This is a genomic window from Variovorax sp. DXTD-1 (assembly GCF_003984625.1).
Lineage (GTDB): Bacteria > Pseudomonadota > Gammaproteobacteria > Burkholderiales > Burkholderiaceae_C > Variovorax.
On sequence record NZ_RWKH01000084.1, the window covers coordinates 1 to 367 of the forward strand.

The window sequence follows — 367 nt, forward strand, 5'->3', positions numbered from 1 at the left end:
TGTTGATTGCCACCGAAAATTGACCCGGCTAACGCACTAATTTCCGTCTAAGACTGACCCACGTAAAACTCTACCCTGCTCATTTTTAAGGCAGGGGATCCTAGGAGTGATAGACGTGGCGACATTGAGTGTCATCAGACGCTGGGCCCTGCGCGAGCAGATGTCCATTCGCGAGATAGCCAGGCGTACAGGCCTGTCTCGCAACACCGTAAAGAAGTACCTGCGAGCCGGCGAAGAAGCGCCGCGCTACGCCAAGCGGGCGAGCTCAAGCAAGCTCGACCCCTATGCCGACAAGCTCGCGACCTGGCTCGCGATCGAGGCCACCAAATCGCGGAAACAGCGGCGCAATCTGCGGCAGATCCACACA

General features: G+C 57.8%; 1 protein-coding gene. It reads left to right on the top strand.

The features are described 5' to 3' along the window. Positions 1 to 106: 106 nt before the first annotated feature. A partial coding sequence (locus EJI00_RS24965; protein WP_126750129.1) for a helix-turn-helix domain-containing protein occupies positions 107 to 367 on the top strand: 261 nt, incomplete at its 3' end.